The organism is Sphingomonas sp. LH128, from assembly GCF_000293195.2.
GTDB lineage: Bacteria > Pseudomonadota > Alphaproteobacteria > Sphingomonadales > Sphingomonadaceae > Novosphingobium > Novosphingobium resinovorum_A.
The window spans coordinates 1-2,417 of sequence record NZ_ALVC01000404.1 but is presented as its reverse complement, the minus strand read 5'-3'; the positions used below and the strand labels follow the sequence as shown (position 1 = coordinate 2,417).

Sequence of the window (2,417 nt, the reverse complement as noted above, 5' to 3'; positions counted from 1 at the left end):
TCGAGCGGAAGGTTTCGATAGACAAGCTCACGGCCTGATCTCCTGCAATTGAGGCCAGCGGCTGTTATGGAGCCGGTGTGATTGCCTGGTGATTTGGTTGAAAGCTGATACGCAATCCGAGGGCATCGGCAATTTTGCCGATCGTCGCGAAGCTCGGATTCCCTTCTCCGGACAAGGCTTTGTAAATCCCTTCACGGCTAAGGCCGGTATCGCGTGAGAGCTTGCTGAGATTGCGAGCGCGCACCACATCGCCCAGAGCGGCGGCGATTACGGCGGTATCACCATCCTCAGCAGCGGCGTCCAGATATGCCGCAATGTCCGCTTCGCTTTTGAGGAAGTCGGCGGGATCGTAACGGCTAAAAGTCACGTCCATGATTTCATTCCTTCCATGCGGTCGCGATTGACTTTGCCTGCGCGATGTCTCGTGCCTGGGTGCTCTTGTCACCGCCACAAAGCAGGACAATTACGATGGGGCCGCGCTTCATGTAATACACGCGGTATCCCGGGCCATAATCAATGCGAAGCTCGGATATTCCATCCCCTACGGGCTTTACGTCGCCTGGATTTCCAAGGCTCAAACGACGCAGGCGGATCTGTATCCGGGCTTTCGCATTTGAATCGCGCAAACCAGCCAACCATTGATTGAAGGCGTTAGACTGGATCATCTCGATCATGTGATAACCCTAGTTGACAGACTTCCGACTGTCAACCATGGTTGGCAATCGGAACATTTGTGCGCACGTCAGAGATCCTCGCTGACCATGATCGTCATGACGCGGCGCGTGACGCTGGCGTCCGTGGGATCGGGCGAACCCCATTTCAGATCGGCGTCGTAGGCGTCGATACGGAAGTGTACGGCGGTGCCCCGGTATTCGATCTGGCCGCGATCGCGCTCGGTCCTGTCGTCGTCAGGATAGGTGAATTTGCGGACCTCGGCGAGAATCTGGGCCTGGGCGACCAGTTCGGCCATCTTGCTGTCGGCAAAGGTGCCGAGGCAGGTGCGGGTGATGACGATGCGCCCGGTACGGTCGAGACCATGCCGGCAGCGATCGTTGAGGCGGGCAATGATTTCGCGTTCGGACATACCGGCTGCGGCAGTCGCAAGGGACATGGCAATTCTCCTGTGGGTCAGGCGGCGAGACGTGGGCGCTGCGATGCGGGCACGGCAGCGTTGAAGCGTTCGATCCAGCTGCGCATGGTCGGGCGCTCGTCGACGGGGATCGAGGCCGCGACGTCCTGAAACTGGATGAGGTCCAGCGGGGCATCGCTGATGATCCGGTCGATGTCGTCAGCGGGCAGCAGCCGTTCATGGCGGATGAAGTCCGTCATGCGCCCCGGCTTCGCGCGCGTGGATTTACGCCAGAGACCTTCTACCGTGTGGAGCCGGGGTGCGGCGCGTGCTTCGACAAGGACGATCAGGCGAAGGCACGTGCAGCTGCGTCACGGGGAGGTGCCGGGAGCGTGTCACCACTCGTATTCCGGCAGTTCATCGACCTGCGGACCATCGCAGTCCCACATGATCCATCCGCAGTTTTCGCGCTTGGCGACGTGGATGGCCGAACGGATCTCGGCGGGGACGCCTTCGGCTTCGGTTATGCCGACGTCATCGCAGACGTGCATGAACCAGCCATAGTCGTCCTTGTCGAAGCAGGTCCAGGGACAGTGCGGCATCCAGTTCGCAGCCGTCGCGGGGCTCATATGCCTCGTGCTGAGGACCAGCATTCTGGCGATTTCGAGCGGAGGCGGGACGTGGGCGGCCTGGGCGAGAGCGACGGTAGTACCGATCGAGGCGCCCTCCCCGGTCTCGTCGGTGATAACGATCGGGGGAACAGCGAAATCGGCCTCGTCCAGATAGGTAGTCACCGCAGCGAGACTGCCGAGCGCGTCGATCTTCGCGCGATCGACATATGGGGTGCCGTCTTCGCTGCAGGGATAGATGACCGGATCGCCGGTCCCGGAGAAGACGACCTTCTCCGGGCCCCATTGCCCGGTGAAACCGTAGGAGGAGCGCACGAACGGCACTCCATGGGCTTCGCAGATCGGCTCCAGTTCCTTGAAGGTGCCATTGGCGACTTCGTGGGCAAAGAGGCGCAAGGGCTGGCCTTCGGTCAGGTCGCTGTCGTTGAAGGGCTCGCCGTCCCAATCGGTGGACAGGGCCTCGGCCGCGATCGCGGTCGAGAGGGTCTGCCAAAGCGAGAGGCTGATGGTGCCGCCGATGGTGATCGACGCGGAAACGCGGTCTACCATGTTGCGGCCCTCAGCGCAGTTCTTCGAGGACATCGGCGCAAAGCTGCGCATCCTCGCGAGCGAGCCGTTCGACGCGCGGCATGTCGCCCATGTCGATGACCTCGTAATCGTTCGACATGAATGAGTAATCGGCAGGATCAAAGTCGTCGCCCCAGCACCAGGTTCCGTCG

General features: G+C 61.2%; 4 protein-coding genes and 1 pseudogene. All 5 read right to left on the bottom strand.

Annotated elements, in window-relative coordinates; all coding sequences use genetic code 11:
• Positions 1-64: 64 nt before the first annotated feature.
• The 5 genes and pseudogenes from LH128_RS26710 to LH128_RS34090 all read right to left on the bottom strand — a co-directional run bounded on the left by LH128_RS26710 (position 65) and on the right by LH128_RS34090 (position 2,247).
• Positions 65-373: an addiction module antidote protein gene (locus LH128_RS26710; RefSeq protein ID WP_008832815.1), complete on the bottom strand. Its 309-nt coding sequence runs from the start codon at positions 371-373 to the stop codon at positions 65-67.
• A gap of 4 nt (positions 374-377) precedes the next feature.
• On the bottom strand, positions 378-674 hold the full coding sequence (locus LH128_RS26705; protein ID WP_008832814.1) for a type II toxin-antitoxin system RelE/ParE family toxin: 297 nt from the start codon (positions 672-674) through the stop codon (positions 378-380).
• Between the two features lie 68 nt (positions 675-742).
• Positions 743-1,111, bottom strand: coding sequence for a DUF3768 domain-containing protein (locus LH128_RS26700; RefSeq protein WP_008832813.1), 369 nt, complete (start codon positions 1,109-1,111; stop codon positions 743-745).
• Positions 1,112-1,128: 17 nt separating this feature from the next.
• A pseudogene (locus LH128_RS26695) lies at positions 1,129-1,428 on the bottom strand (hypothetical protein); the annotation flags it as partial.
• 36 nt (positions 1,429-1,464) lie between these two features.
• Complete coding sequence (locus LH128_RS34090) at positions 1,465-2,247, bottom strand: DUF5983 family protein (protein WP_202196501.1); 783 nt, start codon at positions 2,245-2,247, stop codon at positions 1,465-1,467.
• Positions 2,248-2,417 lie beyond the last annotated feature (170 nt).

What these genes read in the sequence shown, in the direction of transcription:
- LH128_RS26710 (WP_008832815.1), bottom strand. Translation starts at nt 373, where the DNA reads ATGGACGTGACTTTTAGCCGTTACGATCCCGCCGACTTCCTCAAAAGC.
- LH128_RS26705 (WP_008832814.1), bottom strand. Translation starts at nt 674, where the DNA reads ATGATCGAGATGATCCAGTCTAACGCCTTCAATCAATGGTTGGCTGGT.
- LH128_RS26700 (WP_008832813.1), bottom strand. Translation starts at nt 1,111, where the DNA reads ATGTCCCTTGCGACTGCCGCAGCCGGTATGTCCGAACGCGAAATCATT.
- LH128_RS34090 (WP_202196501.1), bottom strand. Translation starts at nt 2,247, where the DNA reads ATGGTAGACCGCGTTTCCGCGTCGATCACCATCGGCGGCACCATCAGC.